Origin of the sequence: Mesorhizobium sp. M1307, from assembly GCF_040318155.1 — a bacterium.
GTDB lineage: Bacteria > Pseudomonadota > Alphaproteobacteria > Rhizobiales > Rhizobiaceae > Mesorhizobium.
In genome coordinates this window covers 1-20864 of the sequence record NZ_JAMYLR010000037.1, presented here as the reverse complement: position 1 = coordinate 20864, position 20864 = coordinate 1, and the positions used below count along the sequence as shown (strand labels likewise).

The following is a 20864-nucleotide window of genomic DNA, read 5'->3' as shown; positions in this document are numbered from 1 at the left end:
AACCACCATGTATCAGGCCATCGTCTTCCTTCCGCTGCTCGGCTTTCTGATCGTCGGCCTGTTCGGCACCTCGCTCGGGGCCAAGGCTTCCGAATACATCACCTCGGGCTTCCTGGTGATCGCGGCCGTGCTGTCGTGGGTCGCCTTCTTCTCGGTTGGCTTCGGCGGCGGCGAGGTGTTCACCGTGCCGGTGATGCGCTGGATCCAGTCGGGCGGGCTGGAGGCGTCGTGGGCGCTCAGGATCGACACGCTGACGGTGGTGATGCTGGTAGTTGTCAACACGGTGTCGTCGCTGGTCCATATCTACTCGATCGGCTACATGCATCACGATCCGGACCGGCCGCGCTTCTTCGCCTATCTGTCGCTGTTTACCTTCGCCATGCTGATGCTGGTGACGGCCGACAACCTCGTGCAGATGTTCTTCGGCTGGGAAGGCGTCGGCCTTGCCTCCTATCTGCTGATCGGCTTCTGGTACAAGAAGCCGTCGGCCAATGCGGCTGCGATCAAGGCCTTCGTCGTCAACCGCGTCGGCGATTTCGGCTTTGCGCTCGGCATATTCGGCGTGTTCGTGCTGTTCGGCTCGGTCAATCTCGGCACCATCTTCGCCAATGCGGCGACGTTCATTCCGGCGGAAGGCGCGCCGCAAGGTGCGGCCGTGCTGACCTTCCTCGGCTATGCGCTCGACAAGCAGGCTGCGATGACGGTCGTCTGCCTGCTCCTGTTCATGGGCGCCATGGGCAAGTCGGCGCAGGTGCCGCTTCACACGTGGCTGCCGGATGCCATGGAAGGCCCGACGCCGGTCTCGGCACTGATCCATGCCGCCACCATGGTGACGGCAGGCGTGTTCATGCTGGCGCGGTTGTCGCCGCTGTTCGAGCTGTCGCATTCGGCATTGACCGTGGTCACTTTCATCGGCGCCTTCACCGCCTTCTTCGCGGCGACCGTCGGCCTCGTCCAGAACGACATCAAGCGTGTCATCGCCTATTCGACCTGTTCGCAGCTCGGCTACATGTTCGTGGCGCTCGGCGTCGGCGCCTATGGCGCAGCGATTTTCCATCTGTTCACCCACGCCTTCTTCAAGGCGCTGCTGTTCCTCGGCTCGGGCTCGGTCATCCACGCCGTCTCCGACGAGCAGGACATGCGCAAAATGGGCGGCCTGAGGACGCTGATCCCGAAGACCTACTGGATGATGGTGATCGGCACGCTGGCGCTGACCGGTGTCGGCATCCCGGTAACGATCATCGGCACCGCCGGCTTCTTTTCCAAGGACGCCATCATCGAAGCGGCCTTCGCCGGCCACAATGCGGTCGCCGCGTTTGCCTTCATATTGCTGGTCATTGCTGCCTGCTTCACCTCCTTCTACTCCTGGCGGCTGATCTTCATGACCTTCCACGGCGAGCCGCGGGCCAGCCACGAGGTCATGCACCATGTCCATGAATCGCCGCCGGTCATGCTGGTGCCGCTGTTCATCCTGGCGGCGGGCGCGCTGTTCGCCGGCGTGATCTTCCACGGCGCCTTCATCGGCGAGGGCTATGCCGAATTCTGGAAGGCGTCGCTGTTCACGCTGCCGGACAACCACATCCTGCACGAAATCCACGAAGTGCCGTTGTGGGTCGAGCTGTCACCGTTCATCGCCATGCTGATCGGCTTTGCGATTGCCTGGCAGTTCTATATTCGCGCGCCGGAAATGCCTCGGAGCGTCGCCGCCAACCATCGCCTGCTCTACGCCTTCCTGCTCAACAAATGGTATTTCGACGAGCTCTACGACTTCCTGTTCGTGCGGCCGGCAAAGCGCCTCGGCAGCTTCCTGTGGAAGACCGGCGACGGCACCGTCATCGACGGGCTCGGGCCGGACGGCATTTCGGCGCGCGTCGTCGACGTCACCAACCGGGTCGTCAAGCTGCAGACCGGCTATCTTTACCACTATGCCTTCGCCATGCTGATCGGCGTTGCCGCACTCGTCACCTGGATGATGCTCTGATGACCGCCTGGCCGATCCTATCGCTGGTCACCTTCCTGCCGCTGGTTGGTGTGCTGCTCATCCTTTTCGTGCGTGACGACAGCGAGAACGCGCGCCGCAACATCCGCGCCATAGCACTGTTCACGACCGCGTTCACGTTTGTGATTTCGCTGTTCATCTGGACCGGCTTCGACAATTCGCAGCCCGGCTTCCAGTTCGTCGAGAAGTTTGCCTGGCTGGATTCCGGCATCTCCTACCATATGGGCGTAGACGGCATCTCCATGCTGTTCGTCATCCTGACCACCTTCCTGATGCCGCTCTGCATCCTCGCCTCGTGGGAATCGATCGAGAAGCGCGTCAAGGCCTATATGATCGCCTTCCTGCTGCTCGAGACGCTGATGATCGGCGTGTTCTGCGCGCTCGACATCGTCTTGTTCTATGTCTTCTTCGAAGCCGGCCTGATCCCGATGTTCATCATCATCGGCGTGTGGGGCGGCAAGCGGCGCGTCTATGCCTCGTTCAAGTTCTTCCTCTATACGCTGGCCGGCTCGGTGCTGATGCTGCTCGCCATCATGGCGATGTTCTTCCAGTCCGGCACCACCGACATCCCGACGCTTCTGACCCACAACTTCCCGGCCAATATGCAGACTTGGCTATGGCTTGCCTTCTTCGCGTCCTTCGCGGTGAAGATGCCGATGTGGCCGGTGCACACCTGGTTGCCGGACGCGCATGTCGAGGCGCCGACGGCCGGCTCGGTAATCCTGGCCGCCATCCTGCTCAAGATGGGTGGGTACGGCTTCCTGCGCTTTTCGCTGCCGATGTTTCCGATCGCATCTGAAATGTTCGCGCCGCTGATCTTCACGCTCTCCGTTGTCGCCATCATCTACACCTCGCTGGTGGCGCTGATGCAGGAGGACATGAAGAAGCTGATCGCCTATTCGTCGGTCGCTCACATGGGCTTCGTTACCATGGGAATCTTCGCGATGAACCAGGAAGGCGTCCAGGGTTCGATCTTTCAGATGCTGTCGCACGGCCTGGTCTCCGGCGCGCTGTTCCTCTGCGTCGGCGTCGTCTACGACCGCATGCATACGCGTGACATCGATGCCTATGGCGGGTTGGTCAACAACATGCCGAAATATGCAGCCGTGTTCATGATCTTCACCATGGCCAATGTCGGCCTGCCCGGCACCAGCGGCTTCGTCGGCGAGTTCCTGACCATGCTCGGCGTGTTCCGGGTCAACACCTGGGTAGCGTTCTTCGCCGCGACCGGCGTCATCCTTTCGGCGGCCTATGCGCTCTGGCTCTACCGCAAGGTGATCTTCGGCGCGCTGACCAAGGAAAGCCTGAAAGGCCTGCTCGACCTGTCGACGCGCGAGAAGGTGATCATCTATCCGCTGGTCGCGCTGGTCATCTTCTTCGGCGTCTATCCGGCGCCGATCTTCGACGCGACCGCCGAATCGGTCAAGGCGCTCGTTACCAATGTCACCGCATCCATCGGCGCCGCGCAGACCGCGGCGGCGAACTGACTGGGGGTTTTGCGAACCATGACGCCGGACCTTCTCTCAAGCCTGTCGCTCTCGACACCAGAGCTGATCCTCGCCATCGGCGCCTTGGCGCTGTTGATGCTCGGCGCCTATTCGCGCGCCAACACCACTGTCACGGTGAGCGGCCTTGCCGTCGCCGTGCTGGTGATCGCCGGCGCCTGGCTGGTCTTTTCGCCGGGACAGGGCAACGCCTATGGCGAAGCCTTCATCCAGGATCCGTTCGCCCGCTTCATGAAGGTGCTGGCGCTGGTCGGCTCGGCGGTGACGCTGGTCATGTCGGTCCGCTTTGCCCAGGCGGAGCGTTTCGACAAGTTCGAATATCCGGTGCTGATCCTGCTCTGCACGCTCGGCATGATGCTGATGATCTCGGCCAACGGCATGATTGGGCTCTATCTCGGCCTCGAGCTGCAATCGCTGGCGATCTACGTGCTGGCGGCGATCAACCGGGACAATCTGCGCTCGACCGAGGCCGGGCTGAAGTACTTCGTCCTTGGCGCGCTGTCGTCGGGCATGCTGCTTTACGGCATCTCGCTGGTCTACGGCTACACCGGCAACACCGGCTTCCAGGAGATCGCCGCGGCGCTGAGCGGCGGCGAGCGCCAGCTCGGCCTCGTCTTCGGCCTGGTTTTCGTGCTGGCCGGCCTTGCCTTCAAGATCTCGGCGGTGCCGTTCCATATGTGGACGCCCGACGTCTATGAGGGCGCGCCGACGCCGGTGACGGCTTTTCTGGCGGCGGCACCGAAGATGGCGGCGATGGCGCTGATGGTGCGCGTCACCATGGGCGCCTTCAAGCCGATCGCCGCCGACTGGCAGCAGATCATCGTCTTCATCTCGATCGCCTCGATGGCGCTTGGTGCCTTCGCGGCCATCGGCCAGACCAACATCAAACGGCTGATGGCCTATTCCTCCATCGGTCATATGGGTTATGCGCTGGTCGGCCTTGCCGCGAACAGCCAGGACGGCGTGCGCGGCGTCGCCATCTACATGCTGATCTATCTGGTGATGACGCTCGGCACCTTCGCCTTCATCCTCGCAATGCGGCGCAAGGAGGGCAATGTCGAGCAGATCAGCGATCTCGCCGGCCTGTCGGCGACCAATCCGATCATGGCGACGATCCTCACCATCCTGATGTTCTCGCTGGCCGGCATCCCGCCGCTCGCCGGCTTCTGGGGGAAATGGTACGTGTTCCTCGCCGCCATCAATGCCAACCTCTACGCGCTGGCGATCATCGGTGTGCTGGCCTCTGTGGTGGGCGCCTATTATTATCTGCGCATCATCAAGATCATGTGGTTCGACGAACCGGTCGGCGGCTTCGTGCCGATGGCGACCGAACTGCGCGTCGTGCTCGGCGCCTGCGGCGCTTTCGTGCTGTTCTACGTGCTGATCGGCGGCCCCATCGGAACCTACGCCGCTGCCGCAGCCAAGACCTTCTTCTGACGGAATGACGTTCAGGCTGGCTCCAACCGCGGCTTCGGACGGGTTCCGGCTCGAGGCGCACGACACGGTCGGCTCCACCAACGCGCTGGCGCTGGAGCACGCACGGGCCGGTGATCCGGGCAAACTCTGGGTCGTCTCCAAAAAGCAGGAAGCCGGGCGTGGCCGCCGTGGCCGCGCCTGGGCGACGCCCGAGGGCAATCTGGCAGCGACGTTGCTGGTGATCACCAACACCGAGCTTCGGCTTGCCGCGACGCTCGGCTTCGTTGCCGGACTGGCGCTGGCCGACGCGCTCGACGCCGTCGTGCCGAAGGGCAGGATCGCGATCGGCCTCGATGGTGCGAGCCAAGGCAAGAACCGTTTCGAACTGAAATGGCCGAACGATGTGCTTGCCTCGGGCGCCAAGCTCGCCGGCATCCTGCTGGAATCGGCGATGCTGGATGGCGACCGTTCGGCGGTGGCTATCGGTATCGGCGTCAACGTGGTGGCATACCCTGAGGATTTGCCTTATCCAGCGACGTCGCTCAGCGCGCTGGGGTCTGCTTGCGATGCCGAGACGCTGTTTCTGGCGCTATCGGATGCCTGGAGCGAGAATGCGCGGCTGTGGAACGAAGGGCGTGGGCTTGCCGCCGTCAGGCTGCGGTGGCTGGCGCGTGCGGCGGGGCTTGGCGGCCAGGTTGCTGTCAGAATTGACGGTAATGTGGTGCGCGGCACCTTCGAGACCATTGACGAGGACTGCCGTTTCGTGATCCGCGACGATGAAGGTTCGGTTCTGACGATCGCCGCCGGCGACGTGCATTTCGGCGCGGTTGCCTCGGCCGGTGTTTGACCGGCCAATACGTTTGACTGGCCAGGTATTTGACCAGCTTGAATTTGACCGGCCGACAATTTTGACCGGCCCGCAATTTTGACCGGCAAGGAAGGAAAGACCATGGCGACAGCGGAAAACGCCGAACTTGTCTTCGTGCCGCTCGGCGGTGTCGGCGAGATCGGTATGAACTTCGCCCTCTACGGCTATGGGCCGGCCAATGCGCGCGAATGGATCGTGGTCGACGTCGGCGTCACTTTTCCCGATGCAACCCTGCCCGGCGTCGACCTGGTTCTGCCCGACACGCGTTTCATCGAGGAGAATGTCGCCAATCTGCGCGGCATCGTCATCACCCACGCGCATGAGGACCATTACGGCGCGCTCCACGACATCTGGCCGAAGCTCAAGGCGCCGGTGTGGATGACGCCGTTCAGCGCCGGCCTGCTGGAAGCCAAGCGGCAGGGCGAGCAAGGGGCGCCGAAGATCCCGGTGACGATCTACCGGGCCGGCGAGAAATTCACCATCGGCCCGTTCGAGATCGAGGCCATCCCTGTTGCGCACTCCATTCCCGAACCGATGTCGCTGGCGATCACGACGCCGGCCGGCGTCGTCATCCATACCGGCGACTGGAAGATCGATCCGGCGCCGACGGTCGGGCCGATGACCGACGAGGCGCGCTTCCGAGCCTATGGCGACAAGGGCGTGCTGGCGCTGGTCTGCGATTCCACCAATGCGATGCGGGAAGGGGAATCGCCGTCCGAAGTGGCGGTGGGCGAGGGCCTCAAGAGCGTCATCCAGAACGCCAAGGGCCGGGTCGCCGTCACCAGCTTCTCCTCCAATGTCGGGCGTATCGTCTCCATCGCCAAGGCGGCGCGGGATGCCGGCCGCCAGTGCCTGGTGATTGGCCGCTCGATGAAGCGCGTCATCGATGTGGCTGATGAACTCGGCTATATGGACGGGTTGCCGGAATTCATCGCCGAGGAGGATTACGGCTTCATCCCGCGCGAAAACCTCGTCATCATCTGCACCGGCAGCCAGGGCGAGCCGCTTGCCGCACTTGCCAAGCTGTCGCGCGACGAGATGAAGTCGGTGGCGCTGACGGCCGGCGACACGGTGGTGTTTTCCTCGCGCACCATTCCCGGCAACGAGAAGGCGATCCTCGAAATCAAGAACCGCCTGATCGATCTCGGCATCAAGATCATCGAGGACGGCGATGCGCTGGTGCATGTCTCCGGCCATCCACGCCGCAGCGAATTGCGCAAGATGTATGAATGGGTGCGGCCGCAGATCGGCGTTCCCGTGCATGGCGAAGCGGCGCATCTGGTGGCGCAGGGCTCGCTGATGTCGACGGCCGGCATCGGCCAGGTCGCGCAGGTCCGCGACGGCGACATGCTCAGGCTGTATCCGGGTGCCGCCGCCATCATCGACCAGGTGCCGTTCGGCCGCATCTACAAGGACGGAAGGCTGATCGGCACCGACCAGGCGACGGGCATTCGCGACCGCCGCAAGCTGTCCTTTGCCGGCCATGTCGCCGTCAATGTCGTGCTCGACGACAAATACGAGCTTGCCGGCGATCCCGATCTCGTCGCCATCGGCGTCGCCGAGGCCGACGGCAGCGGCGAGAGCCTGGAAGACCTGATGATCGATGCGGCAATCGGCGCCGTGGACTCCATCCCCCGCCAGCGCCGAAAAGACCTCGACCTGGTCCAGGAGGCGGTGCGGCGCGCGGTGCGCGGCGCGGCCAACGAAGCCTGGGGCAAGAAGCCGCTGGTGACGGTGTTCGTCACGAGGTGACGAACAAGGGAGTAGGGCAGTAGGGCAGTAAGGGAGTAGGGAAGTAGGAAGTAGGAGCGCAAACAGTCTGCACTTCTAGATCCTTTTTTTCCATACTCCCCTACTGCCTTACTCCCCTACTCCCCTAACCCGGGAGTACGCTATGCTCGGACGCCTCAACCATGTCGCGCTTGCGGTGCCGGATCTGGCCGCGGCTGCGGTGGTCTATCGCGATACGCTTGGCGCGCGCGTGACCGCGCCGCAGGCGCTGCCGGAGCATGGCGTTACGGTGGTGTTCGTCGACGTCGGCAACACCAGGATCGAGTTGCTCGAGCCGCTCGGCGAAGCCTCGCCGATCGCCGCATTCCTCGCGAAGAATCCGTCCGGCGGCATGCACCATGTTTGCTATGAGGTGGACGACATTGTTGCGGCGCGCGACCGTCTCAAGGCCAGCGGCGCGCGCGTGCTGGGCGACGGCAATCCGAAGATCGGCGCACATGGCAAGCCGGTATTGTTTCTGCACCCCAAGGATTTCTTCGGCACGCTGGTCGAACTGGAGCAAGTATGAGTTGGGTTTCGTTTGTCGCCCTGTTCTTCGCCACATGGTGGGTGGTGTTGTTCGCCGTCCTGCCGTTCAGCATGCGGACGCAGGACGAGGATCGGGACGTGACGCTTGGCACGGTTCCGAGCGCACCGCGCGGACCGCACATGCTGCGCGCGGCGCTGCGCACGACGATCGCCACGCTGGTCCTCATGGGTATCTTCTACGGCATCACGAGAGGGCTTGGCCTCGGTATCGACGACATCCCGCACATCGTGCCGGATTTCAACCAGAGCCCAGCGCATTAGCCGGCTACCTACCGTGTCCGACTATCCCAGCCTAAAGCGCGTCGCGTTCGACCGGCCTCATCGGACGCGCTTTAAGTTTTTGTTTGATGCATGTCGTTATCGCAAAACCGCTGCACGCTTTTGCGCGACATGCATTAGCCGACGCTCTGAAATCAAGCTGAGCCAGCAAGGTCAGCCCAACGTAAAGGCCGGGGCGGGTTTGGGCTGACGCAACGTCATGTAGTTTGGTAATCTGTCGTGCTAACCAGATGATTGCACAAAAAAAATGCAAGGCGCGAGGCCTTGCAATTTAAACGCGTCCGATCTGTTTCCGGTGTCCGGCGGCAGCGAGTTACCGCGCCTAGATCGCATCCTCCCAAGACTTTGACCGCGTAGGAGGGCAGATTTTTCTCCGCCCTCTCGGTTATGGGGGCACACTAGCCTAAGGCGGGTGAATATGTCACGAAGAATTTTGCCCGGAAACAGGCAATCTCGTGCTGCAGTGCACAATAGTACGGCAGGCGTTGCTTGCGAAACGCCCAGCAAGCCGTGTGCGGCAATTGCGGCGTCTATGCAGCGCCTGGGCCGGGTTTCCATTCCGCCATGAAATGGCTATGAAGCCGGGGCAAGCAAGCCAGCGCTGCGCCGATTCCGGCGCCGCCATCCTCTCTCACGGACCAGTCCATGCGTTTGTCGCGCTATTTCCTGCCCATTCTCAAAGAAAATCCGCGCGAGGCCGAGATCGTCTCGCATCGGCTGATGCTGCGTGCCGGCATGATCCGCCAGCAGGGGCAGGGCAGCTTTTCCTGGCTGCCGCTCGGCAAGCGGGTGCTGGACAAGGTCTGCCGGATCATTCGCGAGGAGCAGAATCGCGCCGGCGCACTCGAAATCCTGATGCCGACCATCCAATCGGCCGAGCTGTGGCGCGAAAGCGGCCGCTATGAAGACTACGGCAAGGAGATGCTGCGCATCAAGGACCGGCAAGACCGCGATATGCTCTACGGGCCGACCAACGAGGAGATGGTCACCGAGATCTTCCGCTCCTATGTCAAGTCCTACAAGGACCTGCCGCTCAATCTCTATCACATCCAGTGGAAGTTTCGCGACGAGGTGCGGCCACGCTTCGGCGTCATGCGTTCGCGCGAGTTCCTGATGAAGGACGCCTATTCCTTCGACCTCGATTATGAAGGCGCCAAGGCCGCCTATAACCGCATGTTCGTGTCCTATCTCAGGACGTTTACGCGCATGGGGCTGCAGGCCATTCCGATGCGCGCCGACACCGGGCCGATCGGCGGCGACCTCAGCCATGAGTTCATCATCCTGGCCGACACCGGCGAGAGCCAGGTGTTCTGCCATCGCGATTATCTTTCGCTGGCAGTGCCCGGCGCAGACACTGATTTTTCGAACGACGCCGAGATCGGCGGCATCGTCACGACGTGGACGACGCCCTATGCCGCCACCGACGAGATGCATGACGAGGCGGCGTGGGAGAAGGTGCCCGCGAGCGACCGGGTCTCGGCGCGCGGCATCGAGGTTGGGCATATCTTCCATTTCGGCGACAAATATTCCAAGCCGATGGGCGCCAAGGTGACCGGGCCGGACGGCAAGGATCATTTCGTTTCTGGCGGTTCCTACGGAATCGGCCCGTCCAGGCTGGTCGCGGCGATCATCGAGGCCAGCCATGACGATAACGGCATCATCTGGCCGGAGGCGGTGGCACCGTTCGATGTCGGCCTGATCAACATGAAGGCTGGCGATGCCGAATGCGACCGCGTCTGCGGCGAGCTGAATGCCGCCTTTGCCGCCGCCGGCAAGGAGGTGCTCTACGACGACACCGACCAGCGGCCGGGCGGCAAGTTCGCCACCGCCGACCTGATCGGGCTCCCGTGGCAGGTGATCGTCGGGCCGCGTGGTGTCGCCGCCGGCGAGGTCGAGATCAAGAACCGCAGGACCGGCGAGCGCGAGACGCTGCCGATCGGCGACGTGAAAAAGCGTTTCGGTGCCGCCGCATGAACGAAGCGGCGGCAGCAAGACCATCGGGCGCCGGGCCTTTTTCCGGCTTCGAACGCTTGGTGGCGTGGCGCTATCTGCGCTCGCGTCGCAAGGAGACGGTGATCTCGGTGATCGCCTCGATCTCCTTCCTCGGCATCATGCTGGGCGTCGCCACGCTGATCGTCGTCATGGCGGTCATGAACGGCTTTCGCGCCGAACTTTTGACGCGCATCCTAGGCGTCAACGGGCACCTGATCGTGCAGCCGCTCGACATGCCGCTGGAGGACTATGCCCAGGTTGCCGGCCGCATCAACGGCGTGCCCGGCGTTAAATACGCCATCCCGCTGATCGACGGGCAGGTGCTGGCGCAAGGCAATGTCGGCGGCGGCACCGGCGCGCTGGTGCGCGGCATACGCGGCGAGGATCTCGGTAAGATCACCATCGTCGCCAACAACATCAAGGAGGGCTCGATCGTCGGCTTCGACACCGGCGAAGGCGTCGCCATTGGCAGCCGCATGGCCGAAAATCTCGGTCTTGTGCTCGGCGATACCATCACGCTGATCTCGCCCGAGGGTGACATCACGCCGCTCGGTACGACGCCGCGCATGAAAGGCTATCCGGTCACCGCGATCTTCGAGGTCGGCATGTCGGAATATGACAGTTCCATCGTCTACATGCCGTTTTCGGAAGCGCAGCTTTACTTCAACATGGACGGCCGGGCGCAGACGATCGAGATCTACGCCGACAATCCCGACAATATCGACGCGCTGAAGCCGAAGGTCGAAGAGGCGGCGCAGCGGCCGATCAGCCTTGTCGATTGGCGGCAGCGCAACAAGACGTTCTTCGACGCGTTGCAGGTCGAGCGCAATGTCATGTTCATGATCCTGACGCTGATCGTGCTGGTGGCGGCCCTCAACATCATTTCGGGCCTGATCATGCTGGTCAAGGACAAGGGCCACGACATCGCCATCCTGCGCACCATGGGCGCGACGCGCGGTGCGATCCTGCGCATCTTCCTGATGACCGGGGCTGCGATCGGCGTTGTCGGCACCATCGCCGGCGTGCTGCTCGGCATCGTGATCTGCCTCAACGTCGAGCGCATCCGCCAGTTCTTCTCCTGGCTGGCCAACGAGCGGCTGTTCAATCCCGAGCTTTATTTCCTAAGCCAGCTGCCGGCCCGCATGGATGCCAGCGAGACGATCTCGGTCGTTCTCATGGCTTTGGCGCTGTCGTTCCTGGCGACACTGTTTCCGGCATGGCGCGCGGCCAGGCTCGATCCGGTCGAAGCGCTGAGGTACGAATGATGGCCGAGGCCATTATCGAGCTGAAGAGCGTCGAACGCCATTATGTACAGGGGCCGCGCAAGCTGACCATCCTGAACGGCGCCGATTTTTCGCTGAAACGTGGCGAGATGGTGGCGCTTGTGGCGCCGTCGGGCACCGGCAAGTCGACGCTGCTCCACACCGCCGGGCTGCTGGAGCGACCGGACGCCGGCGACGTGATCCTGGCGGGGCGCGCCTGCGGCCGGCTTTCCGACGACGAACGCACGGCGATCCGCCGCAACGACGTCGGCTTCGTCTACCAGTTCCATCATTTGTTGCCTGAGTTTTCTGCGCTGGAAAACATCATGATGCCGCAGCTGATAAAAGGGCTGCCGCGCAAGGAGGCGGCCGAACGGGCGGCGCAATTGCTCGACTATATGCAGATCGGCAAGCGGGCACAGCATCGCCCCTCCGAGCTGTCCGGCGGCGAGCAGCAGCGGGTCGCCATTGCGCGTGCCGTCGCCAATGCGCCGCTGGTGCTTTTGGCCGACGAGCCGACCGGCAATCTCGACCCGGTGACCGCTTCCTATGTGTTCGAGGCGCTGGCAGCACTGGTCCGGCAATCGGGCCTGGCGGCGCTCATCGCCACCCACAATCACGAGCTCGCCTCGCGCATGGACCGCCGCGTGACGCTGGCCGACGGCAAGGTTGTGCCGCTTTAGGGTGCGCTGCAATTGAGGCGATGACGGCCTGCGAGCTGCCGTGCGCCGTCCCGCCGCCTTTCGCGCGCCTGTCGGCCGCGAAACGCTCGGCATCTCCCTCTCAACCCTTTCTTAACCCTGTCGAAATGACCGAGCGCAATTCCGGTGACGCCCGGACTGCGATCGTTGACATTCGAACAAAATCAGAACAAAATACGAACATACTAACAACAGGAGAGAGTTATGAACGATCTTGTTCAGGATGTCGTCTCGCTGGTGTGCATGAGCACGTTCCTCATTTCCATGGCAATCTGGATCGGCGCGATGTGAGGATTGAGCTCAAGGGCGGGCTCGATGCTGATGAGCGAGGGGCCGCCTTCGCATAGTGGCGCAGGCATTGGGCGAGTGTTTCAACCGGCCTTGCGGGATACTTCGACAGGCGACACCGCGGCGGGCCCGAACACGTCCTCGAAAGCAGATTTCAGCGCCAGGTCGAGGTCGGCCATGGTCACGGGAAGGCCGAGGTCGACAAGGCTGGTGACGCCGTGATCCTGGACGCCGCACGGCACGATGCCGCTGAAATGGCTAAGGTCCGGCTCGACATTGATGGCGATGCCGTGAAAGCTCACCCAGCGCCTCAGCCTGATGCCGATGGCGGCGATCTTGTCCTCGGCCGCCGAGCCGTCGGGCAAAGCGGGGCGGTCCGGCCGAACCACCCAGACGCCGACGCGGTCCTCGCGGCGTTCGCCGCGTACGTTGAAGGCGGCCAGCGAGCCGATGATCCATTGTTCGAGCGCGGCGACGAAGGCGCGGACGTCCTCGCGCCGCCGCTTCAGGTCGAGCATGACGTAGGCGACGCGCTGGCCCGGCCCATGATAGGTGTATTCGCCGCCACGCCCGGCGGCAAAGACCGGGAAACGGTCCGGCTCGATCAGGTCCTCGATGCGGGCGCTGGTGCCGGCGGTGTAGAGCGGCGGGTGCTCGACCAGCCAGACCATCTCGCCGGCGGCGCCGCTGCGGATTGCCTCGGCGCGCGCCTCCATCACGGCGAGCGCATCGGGATAGGCGGTGAGCCCGGGCTCGATGCGCCATTCGACCGGCGCCGAGCCGGGCAAGGGCAGGAACGACGTGGCGATCTGGCTGCGTTCTGTCATGATATCTCGTCTCGCCACTCATATGGCGGCAATCGGTACAAACGTCCAGTTCCGGCACGTTCGGCCCTTGAACAGTTATGCCGATGTCCGGCCGATTATTGCTGGCCGCGCACTTGTTTCACCGGAAACGATTTGCTACACGCCGCGGGCCGGTTGGTTCCGGCTCCTACCACGTGCGGTCGTGGCGGAATTGGTAGACGCGCAGCGTTGAGGTCGCTGTGGGGCAACCCGTGGAAGTTCGAGTCTTCTCGACCGCACCATCAAATTCGTGAACTTGGCCCTCTAAGCCATTGAAACTCCAGTCCGGCAGAGCACCCGTTGATGAGGGCGCTTGGCGTTCTTGCCGAAATGCGATACAATCTGGGATACAAACTGAGATACATTGCGAGTTTGGCCCATGCGAAAAGAGGCCGTCGCAGAGCCCGCCAGAGACCCGGATCGCTACCTCGTCCAGCGCGACGGAATTTTCTATTATCATCGGCGAATGCCCGCCAAGATGGTCGGCATCGACGATCGCGGCAGGTTCATTCGCAAGTCCCTGGGAACGGACGAACGCCGCCTCGCACGTGCCATGCGCGACAAGCTCGAAGACGCGGACAAGACCCTGTGGGCGGTGCTTCTTTGCGGCGGCGAGACAAGGTCAGCACTCGATCAGTATCGCGACGCCGTTCGCCGGGCTGAAGCCATGGGCGTTTCCTACCTTTCAAATGGACAGGTGGCAGGCTTTCAGAATGTCGATTCAATTTTAAAGCGTGTCGAGGCGCTGGAGCGCGTTCAAGCGGCCCCCGCGGTCGCCGACGCTCTCCTCGGCGGGGTGCAGGTGCCGCCGGTCAAAGTCTCCAAAGCTTTTGATCTCTACGCCGATGAGATCATGGCCCATGAAGTCGCGGGTAAGAGCCAGTCGCAGCGCCGAATGTGGAAGAAGGTAAAGCAGAGAGCCGTAAACAATTTCGTTGCCCTGATTGGTGACAAGCCGATCGGCGACGTCACGCGTGAAGACGGACTGACCTTCTACCGGTTCTGGCTCAAGCGCATCGCGCCGCCGCCAGACATCGGAGCCGCGACACATTCGGCGTCTGCCGGCAATCGAGACCTCGGCAACATGCGGGATCTCTACAGGCGTTATTTCGCTCATTTGGGCGAGGAACAAAAAGGCACCCCATTCGATGACCTCCGCTTTTCGGAGCGTGGCAAGCGCCGTCGTAAACGGCCGTCATTCGAACCCAAATGGATAACCGATCAGATCATGAGGCCGGGCGCTTTAGCATCCCTGGATGCTCAAGCGCGTCGCTGCGTTCTGGCGCTGATCGAGACAGGCACACGCCCAAGCGAGATATGCAATCTTGATGAGACCGTGATCTTCCTTGACACGCCGGTTCCGTATATTCGCATTACCCCACGAGAGGACGCCGATGATCCGCGCGAGATCAAGACCGAATGGTCAGTGCGAGATGTACCGCTGGTAGGCGTCGCGCTGGAAGTTTTTAAGAAAAATCCGCAGGGCTTTCCGCGCTACCGCAATCGTGAAGAGGCGCTTTCTGCAAACCTCAATAAATTCTTTAAAACACACAAACTTTTCCCGACACCGAAGCACAAGATTTATTCCCTCCGGCACAGTTTCGAGGATCGTATGAAGGAGGCAGGTATCGACAGCAAGCTTCGCAAAATCTTGATGGGCCATACGATAGAGCGTGTAGAGTATGGTACGGGCGGATCGTTGCAATGGCGACGAGACGAACTCAAAAAAATTGCTTTGCCTTTCGATCCCGAGATCGTTTGAGCCGTTCCTGGACGCGCAGCATTGCGCCCATCTCTGCAATCAATTTCTTCTTCTCCCGTTCAAGACGCTCGTAAATCGGGAGATACGCTCGTCCTTTGTTGCCAGCCTTGTGGATAGCTAGGGCGAGCGTATCCAGAGCGCGGTCAATTCTGTCTAAGGTCACGGGCTCAGGAACAGTGCTTACCTGTGGCAGAACACAGGTCATTGTCTGTCCCGTCTGTTTCCTGTTCGGCGATGACACAGACGAGATAATGGCAGCAGGCGCAGGTGAGAAAAGCGGTTTGCCTCCCGCATCGTGCAGCGGCGATACTTCGACGTAGAAATCGGAAAACACGCTTGCGGCAACTCTGCACTGTCAGATGCAGCTAGCCACATCCGGCCACATGAATTGCTGAGCGGACTCAGACGGGTCGATGCCCTTGAACCGGACACGAGACCGAATCGATCCGCAGGCTGTCGGCGGGCCGGAATGCCTCATCCGATCCGACCAAACCGATCGGAGGACGCAGGCAATGCCGGATTTGGTGGGCTATAATTACCTGAGGAGAGGCAATTAGCTGATCCGGATCAGTGCGTGGGAGCGCGAGTATCTCGGGAGGTCGCTTATGATTACCTTATCAGTAGCATTCCTCGATATTGCGGCACCTTTGGGGTGAGTTTGACAAGCTTCACACGGCGATCGCTTGGCAAGAAATCGGTTATGAGATTCGTGTCGGTTCAATGATGGGCGGGACCAACTGCGCCGAAAGCGAACAAATTCGAATACTTAATGTAAAGTCTTGGGTCATGCTGTCCGAATGCAGTACCGTGCGGGCGATCAGCCAACGATTGGCGAAATTTTGAACAGGCTACCATTACCGATGGCCTAGACACCGTTTTCGTCCTTCGTTGCCGCAAGAAAGGTATCGCCAACCGCCGGATCAATCCGATCAGCCTGTGGCAACGCGCAACGGCTCCAATGCTCAGCGTTTCGGGGGGCTGAAGAGGTTGATGACTGCCGCACCCGGAGCAGTTCGACGTATTTCCTTATTTCGCTTGGCCCGCTGAAATGCAGCCGCATCTTTAGAAGGAACGAACCGTCTGGCAGGATGGCGCAAGCAATTGATGGCAACGCCGTCGAGTGGATGGAGAAAGTCAGCGACAAACGATACCGCCGCTGAACGTTACCGGTCCGCAGCGTCTCGCAATTGGCTGCCAACTCACCCCAGCCAATACCTCGGCCCCGGCCCCTTGCGTCCTGCCATATCGGCAGGGTTCGCAAGGCTACACCGGTCGATCGACAGGCAGCCGCAACCGATGCACTCGGTAAGCCCCGACCTCAGGCGCTGCAACTCGGCGATGCGCTGGTCGATGCGCTTGGTCCACTGGCCCGATAACCGCGACCAATCCCGACGCGACGGCACGCGATCGGCTGGCAACTTGGCCAGCTCGCCGCCGATCTCCTCAAGCGTCAGCCCAATTCGCTGCGCGAAGACGATGAAGGCGATCCGGCGCAGCACGGATCGCGGGTAGCGTCTGTGTCCCGAGCCGGCCCGCTCGGACGCGATCAGCCCGCGCTCCTCGTAGAAGCGCAGGGCCGATGATGCGACGCCGCTGCGCCGCGCCACGTCGGTGATGGTCAGCATGGAATCCATGCATGAACGAAAGCACAATTCCCGCTTGACTTCAAGTTAACTTGAACTTGTAGCAAGAGGCATACGGATTAAAGGAGCACTGGCAATGCAGACGAATGTCGAACTTCAGGGACTTCGCGTGGCGGTCACGGGCGGCACGTCCGGCCTCGGACTGGCGCTTGTGCGGCAGCTTGCCGCGATGAATGCGTGCGTCGCCTTCGTCGCCCGCACCGCCGCGAATGTCGAACGCATCGCCGACGAGACGGGCGCGCACGGTATTGTCGGCGACGTCGGCAAGAAGGAGGACATCTACCCGATCGCGTTGCAGGTCACTGCCAGCCTTGGCGGGCTCGATGTCCTGATCAACAATGCGTCGAGCCTCGGCCCTGTCCCTCTGGCGCTCCTTGCCGATACCGAGTGCCAGGAGCTGGAAATGGCGCTCGCGGTCAATCTCGTCGGCGCGTTCCGGCTGACGAAAGCCCTGTTCGGTGCGCTTGCCGCGTCCGCACGCGAGGGCCGCGGCGCGCTGGTCATCAACATTTCCAGCGACGCCGCGGTGAACGCCTATCCCGGCTGGGGAGCATACGGCGCGAGCAAGGCCGCTCTTGCCCATCTGACGGCGATTTGGGACGAGGAGGCAAAAGCCGACGGCATCCGGCTCCTCGCGCTCGACCCCGGCGATATGGACACCCCGCTGCACGCGCTGGCGCTTCCTGACGCCGATCCGTCGACATTGAAGCGCCCCGAGCTGGCTGCTGCCGAGATCATCGAAAAGATGCTCGACGCGTTGTCGGTCCGCTCTACGCGTCTCGCCGGGGCACATACATGATTGCCGCCGACCGTCCCGATCGGCGCTCCGCCAGGCTGTTCGTCGTCGAGGCCGACGGCACGATGCGCGACCGGCCGCGAGCTGGACTCGCGACGCTGTTCAACCCCGGCGATCTGGTCGTCGCCAATGACGCCGCGACCTTGCCTGCCAGCTTGCACGGCACGCATGTCCCAAGCGGTGAGGCGATCGAGATCCGCCTGGCGGGCTGGCTGTCACTTCCCGATCCAACCCGTTTCGTGGCGATTGCCTTCGGCTCGGGTGATCACCGCACGCGCACGGAAGACCGGCTGCCTCCACCTCCGCTGTCACCAGGCGATCGCCTCCGGCTCGGCTCGCTTGACGCCGTCGTCGAGCGCCTTCTCGACCATCCACGCCTTCTCGAGTTGCACTTCCCAGGCAACCGCGCAGCGGTGCTTGCAGCACTGGCGCACTACGGCCGGCCGATCCAATACGCGCATGTTCCCGAGCCGTTGGCATTGTGGGATGTTTGGACGAAGATTGCCGCCGGGCCGGTCGCGTTCGAGGCGCCGTCGGCAGGCTTCGCGCTCGACTGGCGCACGCTCCAAGCCTGGCGTCGGCACGACGTTGGTTTTGCAACCCTCACGCATGCTGCGGGCGTCTCTTCCACCGGCGATCCCGCGCTCGACTCGCGCCTTCCCTTCGACGAGCCCTACCGCATCCCTGGGCGCACCGCGGCGCAGGTCGCGCGGGCGAAGCTCCGCGGCAGCCGCATCATTGCGATCGGCACGAGCGTAGTGCGCGCACTTGAGGCAGCCGCCAATCCCGGCGGCAATGTGCGTGCCGGAAATGGCATTGCGACAGGGCGCATCGCGCGGGGCACGCGGCTTCGCGTGGTCGATGCGATTCTCACAGGCGTCCACCAGCCCGGCGAAAGCCATTTCGAGCTCCTGCGCGCCTTTGCCGACGATGCTCTGCTCGCCAAGGCCTCCGCAGCCTTCACCGCGTATCGATACCGCGCGCATGAATTCGGCGATTCCATGCTGCTCAATCGCCAACCGCCGCTTCTATCGCGCGAACAAAATCGGGGCGAGGGGCTCGAGACGAAGGCTTTACTCGAGGTGTGCCATGATGTCGGCAGGATCGGTGGTATTTCGTGCTCGGCGCGCAAGGAAGTCGGAGCTATGTTACAGCGGACCAAATTCGGATTTTGCCGCGAACCGGTCGTTTCGGACGTGGGATGGCTGCCCGAAAGGAGCCGTTAAGCGGAACCTGAACTAATGACCCTGGAGGACACCGAGAACTCAAGCGAATAGGTGCGCTCGAGGCGGATAAAGCAGGCACACCAGTGGAGGCTACTTGTCACGGCAACAATTCAAATTAACGATGTCACCGTCGATTTATCGAAGAGTATAGAGACGCCCGCAAGGAATCTAAAAGGTGATTCAGACGCATTCTTAGCTACATTGCGAAATGGCCGGCGGTGCAGCACAGCCCTGGCTTATCTCGATCCAGCCCTTGCCCGTCCAAACCTGACAATTGTAAAGGAGGCGCTCGTTACCCGAATCATCGTCGAGAAGGGCCGTGCCCAAGGCGTCGAATACTTCGCAGGCGGCCGCCGCCTCGAGATCGCACGCACGGACGGCGAGGTCATCCTAGCAGCCGGCGCAATCGGTTCTCCACATCTCTTGATGCTCTCGGGCCTAGGACCCGCCGATCATCTAAAGGCGAAGGGTGTGGAGGTTGTCGCAGACCTGACGGGTGTTGGACAGGACCTTCACATCAGCCCGGGCTCCATAACCGGCTGGGTCAAGGATCCGGATGCCGTTTATGGTCAGGTTGCCTTGAAGTTCGATGATGCCGTAACCGAGTTCGAGGAAAGCGGGGGTGGCCTACTGGCAACCCACTATCTTGATGTGGGTGCCTTTATGTCGGTTGACCCCGGCGAGGCTTACCCGTCTTTGCAGACTTTTTTCTATCCGGGGATCTCCGAATTTTTCCGCACGGATGGCGTACCGGATCGACGGAGGTTTGGCATAGGCGGCTACATCGGCAGACCGGGCAGCCGTGGCAGTGTGACGCTTGCTTCCGGCGGCCCGCTCGATCCACCGATTATCGATCCAAACTACTTTTCCGATCCGAACAACCTGCGCCTGTCAATCGAGCTAGTCCGGAAAGACCGTGAAATCCTGAACGAGGCGCCGTTCGACGACATCCGGCTGGGCAACGCGACGCCTGACACCGGCGATCCGAAAGAAATCACCACCTTTATCCGTCAAAACGCGTCGCCGGATGGGGATCGATGACCGCGCCGTCGTAGGCCCCGACCTGCGCGTGAAGGGACTAGAGGGGCTCAGCGTCTGCGATGCGTCAGTGATGCCGTCATGGTTAGCGGCAACATCAATGCGCCTGTCATCATGATAGCTGAAAAAGGTGCTGATATCCTGAGATCGAGACGCCGATCAGCCGCGCTCTAGGCTTGCGTGAGGTCTTCAGATTTGGTCCGCCATTGGCGCATCTACGACCTCGCACGGCTGATCAACCGGTTCGGCCGACATCAGATGGGACGCGGTTCCAACAAACATGCAGTTCAGACAATCGATTACGCGTCTTTGTTGAAGTCGTGCTGTACCAATGCCGTACCGGCCTTGAAACGGTTGATCCAGTTTCGTCGCTCATCAGGCCATAAGCCGCCGGCGGCTTTGTACGGCAGGCGCTGAATGAAACTCTCATTCACGCTCCCTCGCTACTCCGTGAGACCCCTCATTTCCTTCCTTGCAGCCTCAGCACGGCGCCTATGCCAAGACCCGCTTCGAGAACGAGGGCAATCCGGCGACACAAGCGCTGGTCAAGCTGACGCCGCTGCCCAATGGGGCGGGCGAGGATTTTGTCCGCTCCTATTATGACGGGCTTGGCCGGGTCTACCGGGTGGAAACGCCCGGAGAAACGGCGGCCGGCGCCAAGCGCATTGCCGACACCGATTTTGACCTGCGCGGCAATGTGCTGCGCACCGCCTTCCCGAGGTTCGTCGGCGACACCGCGCAGTGGACGACCAACTCCTACGACTGGAACGACCGGCTGGTGAAAACCGTCTATGCCGATGCCAGCCAGACGATTTTTGCCCACAGCCTCGACAGCGGCAGCGGCACCAATCCGCGGCTTTACGCGGTCACTGAGACCGACCAGATCAATGCGACGACCACGCGGCAGAGCAAGAGCGTGTCCTCG

At 62.1% G+C, this 20864-nt stretch carries 20 protein-coding genes and 1 tRNA gene; 17 read left to right on the top strand and 4 right to left on the bottom strand.

Translation table 11 applies throughout. The annotated features are described in order from the left end of the window. Positions 1–7: 7 nt before the first annotated feature. The 10 genes from nuoL (at position 8) to NKH16_RS27260 (ending at position 12323) form a co-directional block, all read left to right on the top strand. Positions 8–1981 carry an NADH-quinone oxidoreductase subunit L gene (gene nuoL, locus NKH16_RS27305; RefSeq protein WP_352742342.1) on the top strand — a complete coding sequence of 658 codons (1974 nt, stop codon included), beginning with the start codon at positions 8–10 and terminating at the stop codon, positions 1979–1981. Further along, a complete protein-coding gene (locus tag NKH16_RS27300) occupies positions 1981–3486 on the top strand; it encodes an NADH-quinone oxidoreductase subunit M (protein ID WP_352742340.1) in 1506 nt (501 codons plus the stop codon). Before nuoL ends, NKH16_RS27300 begins: the two co-directional genes overlap by 1 nt. An 18-nt stretch (positions 3487–3504) precedes the next feature. Then, positions 3505–4941 (top strand): NADH-quinone oxidoreductase subunit NuoN, encoded by a 1437-nt coding sequence (gene nuoN, locus NKH16_RS27295; RefSeq protein WP_352742338.1) that lies wholly within the window; start codon positions 3505–3507, stop codon positions 4939–4941. A gap of 4 nt (positions 4942–4945) precedes the next feature. Then, positions 4946–5767: a biotin--[acetyl-CoA-carboxylase] ligase gene (locus tag NKH16_RS27290; RefSeq protein WP_352742336.1), complete on the top strand. Its 822-nt coding sequence runs from the start codon at positions 4946–4948 to the stop codon at positions 5765–5767. A 102-nt stretch (positions 5768–5869) separates the two neighbouring features. Continuing rightward, entirely contained in the window at positions 5870–7540 is a 1671-nt protein-coding gene (locus NKH16_RS27285; RefSeq protein ID WP_352742335.1) for a ribonuclease J, read from the top strand. A gap of 142 nt (positions 7541–7682) precedes the next feature. After that, positions 7683–8087 (top strand): methylmalonyl-CoA epimerase, encoded by a 405-nt coding sequence (mce, locus tag NKH16_RS27280; RefSeq protein WP_352742333.1) that lies wholly within the window; start codon positions 7683–7685, stop codon positions 8085–8087. Continuing rightward, entirely contained in the window at positions 8084–8368 is a 285-nt protein-coding gene (locus NKH16_RS27275) for a DUF1467 family protein (protein WP_254818117.1), read from the top strand. Before mce ends, NKH16_RS27275 begins: the two co-directional genes overlap by 4 nt. Positions 8369–9031: 663 nt before the next feature. Next, a complete protein-coding gene (proS, locus tag NKH16_RS27270; RefSeq protein ID WP_352539626.1) occupies positions 9032–10360 on the top strand; it encodes a proline--tRNA ligase in 1329 nt (442 codons plus the stop codon). Further along, on the top strand, positions 10357–11643 hold the full coding sequence (locus NKH16_RS27265; RefSeq protein ID WP_352742332.1) for a lipoprotein-releasing ABC transporter permease subunit: 1287 nt from the start codon (positions 10357–10359) through the stop codon (positions 11641–11643). Before proS ends, NKH16_RS27265 begins: the two co-directional genes overlap by 4 nt. Further along, complete coding sequence (locus NKH16_RS27260) at positions 11640–12323, top strand: ABC transporter ATP-binding protein (protein WP_254818120.1); 684 nt, start codon at positions 11640–11642, stop codon at positions 12321–12323. Before NKH16_RS27265 ends, NKH16_RS27260 begins: the two co-directional genes overlap by 4 nt. Before the next feature lie 389 nt (positions 12324–12712). Here NKH16_RS27260 and lipB read toward each other — a convergent pair whose 3' ends face one another. Next, positions 12713–13456 carry a lipoyl(octanoyl) transferase LipB gene (gene lipB / locus NKH16_RS27255; protein ID WP_352450002.1) on the bottom strand — a complete coding sequence of 248 codons (744 nt, stop codon included), beginning with the start codon at positions 13454–13456 and terminating at the stop codon, positions 12713–12715. A 175-nt stretch (positions 13457–13631) separates the two neighbouring features. On the opposite strand from lipB, the gene NKH16_RS27250 reads away from it, so the two are divergent. Both NKH16_RS27250 and NKH16_RS27245 read left to right on the top strand, forming a co-directional pair. After that, positions 13632–13716 (top strand) — tRNA-Leu (locus NKH16_RS27250). Between the two features lie 137 nt (positions 13717–13853). Beyond that, complete coding sequence (locus NKH16_RS27245; RefSeq protein WP_352902783.1) at positions 13854–15236, top strand: DUF6538 domain-containing protein; 1383 nt, start codon at positions 13854–13856, stop codon at positions 15234–15236. On the opposite strand, the gene NKH16_RS27240 is transcribed toward NKH16_RS27245, so the two are convergent. The 3 genes from NKH16_RS27240 to soxR all read right to left on the bottom strand — a co-directional run bounded on the left by NKH16_RS27240 (position 15196) and on the right by soxR (position 16870). After that, a complete protein-coding gene (locus NKH16_RS27240; RefSeq protein WP_352458232.1) occupies positions 15196–15570 on the bottom strand; it encodes a hypothetical protein in 375 nt (124 codons plus the stop codon). The genes NKH16_RS27245 and NKH16_RS27240 overlap by 41 nt on opposite strands. A gap of 531 nt (positions 15571–16101) precedes the next feature. Further along, complete coding sequence (locus NKH16_RS27235; RefSeq protein ID WP_352902781.1) at positions 16102–16380, bottom strand: hypothetical protein; 279 nt, start codon at positions 16378–16380, stop codon at positions 16102–16104. Between the two features lie 55 nt (positions 16381–16435). Next, positions 16436–16870, bottom strand: a complete 435-nt coding sequence (gene soxR, locus NKH16_RS27230; RefSeq protein WP_352450000.1) for a redox-sensitive transcriptional activator SoxR — start codon at positions 16868–16870, stop codon at positions 16436–16438. A gap of 85 nt (positions 16871–16955) precedes the next feature. On the opposite strand from soxR, the gene NKH16_RS27225 reads away from it, so the two are divergent. From NKH16_RS27225 to NKH16_RS27205, 5 genes are all read left to right on the top strand, one after another. Then, positions 16956–17678 (top strand): SDR family NAD(P)-dependent oxidoreductase, encoded by a 723-nt coding sequence (locus NKH16_RS27225; RefSeq protein WP_352902778.1) that lies wholly within the window; start codon positions 16956–16958, stop codon positions 17676–17678. After that, entirely contained in the window at positions 17675–18901 is a 1227-nt protein-coding gene (locus tag NKH16_RS27220; RefSeq protein WP_352902775.1) for an S-adenosylmethionine:tRNA ribosyltransferase-isomerase, read from the top strand. The genes NKH16_RS27225 and NKH16_RS27220 overlap by 4 nt, the downstream gene beginning before the upstream one ends. 51 nt (positions 18902–18952) lie before the next feature. Beyond that, complete coding sequence (locus NKH16_RS27215; RefSeq protein WP_352902772.1) at positions 18953–19942, top strand: GMC family oxidoreductase; 990 nt, start codon at positions 18953–18955, stop codon at positions 19940–19942. Beyond that, on the top strand, positions 19929–20057 hold the full coding sequence (locus NKH16_RS27210) for a GMC oxidoreductase (protein WP_352902769.1): 129 nt from the start codon (positions 19929–19931) through the stop codon (positions 20055–20057). The genes NKH16_RS27215 and NKH16_RS27210 overlap by 14 nt, the downstream gene beginning before the upstream one ends. 354 nt (positions 20058–20411) lie before the next feature. Then, the coding region (locus tag NKH16_RS27205) for a hypothetical protein (RefSeq protein ID WP_352902766.1) at positions 20412–20864 on the top strand (453 nt) is incomplete at its 3' end.

Bases quoted from the DNA above. Each gene is read 5' to 3' on its own strand.
- nuoL (WP_352742342.1), top strand. From the start codon at position 8: ATGTATCAGGCCATCGTCTTCCTTCCGCTGCTCGGCTTTCTGATCGTC.
- NKH16_RS27300 (WP_352742340.1), top strand. From the start codon at position 1,981: ATGACCGCCTGGCCGATCCTATCGCTGGTCACCTTCCTGCCGCTGGTT.
- nuoN (WP_352742338.1), top strand. From the start codon at position 3,505: ATGACGCCGGACCTTCTCTCAAGCCTGTCGCTCTCGACACCAGAGCTG.
- NKH16_RS27290 (WP_352742336.1), top strand. From the start codon at position 4,946: ATGACGTTCAGGCTGGCTCCAACCGCGGCTTCGGACGGGTTCCGGCTC.
- NKH16_RS27285 (WP_352742335.1), top strand. From the start codon at position 5,870: ATGGCGACAGCGGAAAACGCCGAACTTGTCTTCGTGCCGCTCGGCGGT.
- mce (WP_352742333.1), top strand. From the start codon at position 7,683: ATGCTCGGACGCCTCAACCATGTCGCGCTTGCGGTGCCGGATCTGGCC.
- NKH16_RS27275 (WP_254818117.1), top strand. From the start codon at position 8,084: ATGAGTTGGGTTTCGTTTGTCGCCCTGTTCTTCGCCACATGGTGGGTG.
- proS (WP_352539626.1), top strand. From the start codon at position 9,032: ATGCGTTTGTCGCGCTATTTCCTGCCCATTCTCAAAGAAAATCCGCGC.
- NKH16_RS27265 (WP_352742332.1), top strand. From the start codon at position 10,357: ATGAACGAAGCGGCGGCAGCAAGACCATCGGGCGCCGGGCCTTTTTCC.
- NKH16_RS27260 (WP_254818120.1), top strand. From the start codon at position 11,640: ATGATGGCCGAGGCCATTATCGAGCTGAAGAGCGTCGAACGCCATTAT.
- lipB (WP_352450002.1), bottom strand. From the start codon at position 13,456: ATGACAGAACGCAGCCAGATCGCCACGTCGTTCCTGCCCTTGCCCGGC.
- NKH16_RS27245 (WP_352902783.1), top strand. From the start codon at position 13,854: ATGCGAAAAGAGGCCGTCGCAGAGCCCGCCAGAGACCCGGATCGCTAC.
- soxR (WP_352450000.1), bottom strand. From the start codon at position 16,870: ATGGATTCCATGCTGACCATCACCGACGTGGCGCGGCGCAGCGGCGTC.
- NKH16_RS27225 (WP_352902778.1), top strand. From the start codon at position 16,956: ATGCAGACGAATGTCGAACTTCAGGGACTTCGCGTGGCGGTCACGGGC.
- NKH16_RS27220 (WP_352902775.1), top strand. From the start codon at position 17,675: ATGATTGCCGCCGACCGTCCCGATCGGCGCTCCGCCAGGCTGTTCGTC.
- NKH16_RS27210 (WP_352902769.1), top strand. From the start codon at position 19,929: ATGGGGATCGATGACCGCGCCGTCGTAGGCCCCGACCTGCGCGTGAAG.